This window comes from Hafnia sp. HMSC23F03, from assembly GCF_001816025.1.
In the GTDB taxonomy this organism is placed as follows: domain Bacteria; phylum Pseudomonadota; class Gammaproteobacteria; order Enterobacterales; family Enterobacteriaceae; genus Hafnia; species Hafnia paralvei.
The window spans coordinates 1-732 of record NZ_KV824200.1 but is presented as its reverse complement, the minus strand read 5'-3'; the positions used below and the strand labels follow the sequence as shown (position 1 = coordinate 732).

1 rRNA gene is annotated in these 732 nt (G+C 43.3%); it reads left to right on the top strand.

The features are described from left to right. Positions 1-107: 107 nt before the first annotated feature. Positions 108-223: ribosomal RNA gene (gene rrf / locus HMPREF3091_RS04050) — 5S ribosomal RNA — on the top strand. Positions 224-732: the final 509 nt, after the last annotated feature.

Genomic DNA, 732 nt, shown 5'->3' with positions numbered 1-732 from the left:
CGAAGGTGTTTTGGTTGAGAGACTAAGACAAAGATTAAGCTTGTTCGAAGATTGGATTAACTGGCTAAGTGTAGAGATATACGAAGCGGGTTGATTAACAGAATTTGCCTGGCGGCGATAGCGCGGTGGTCCCACCTGACCCCATGCCGAACTCAGAAGTGAAACGCCGTAGCGCCGATGGTAGTGTGGGGTCTCCCCATGCGAGAGTAGGGAACTGCCAGGCATCAAATAAATGAAAAAGCCTCATGCGAAAGCGTGGGGCTTTTTTGCTATTGGAGATCTGATAAAACGATCTTCTGAGGTTGTTTGGGCGGTAGTTTTATTCTGGCAAATCTTAATTTGAATTCCATTAGTATGCCTATTGATGCGTCCTGTCAGTATCTGTACTCGACCCTATTTGCCTTTTTCACACCTTATTATCTTATCTTTAGGGGCCGGCGATACTAGCGGAACGACCAATATTACCTCTGACCATGTCGATCTCTACTCCTCAGACATTTAAAAACTAGTAAATAGAGTAGTGACAAGATGGCAAATACGTAAATTTTCTTGAGCGGCTGCTTGGAATGGGTAGCGGAGCTAGAAACTAGGATTCTCTATTTTTGTATGAATTTCGTCCGTCACTTATCGTTTTTTGAACTTGATGTCGAAATATTATACGTTCAAAAAAAATTATGAAATAAACGCTTGTCACCAGCTCAGAAGTCCCTATAATGCGCCACCACTGACCGG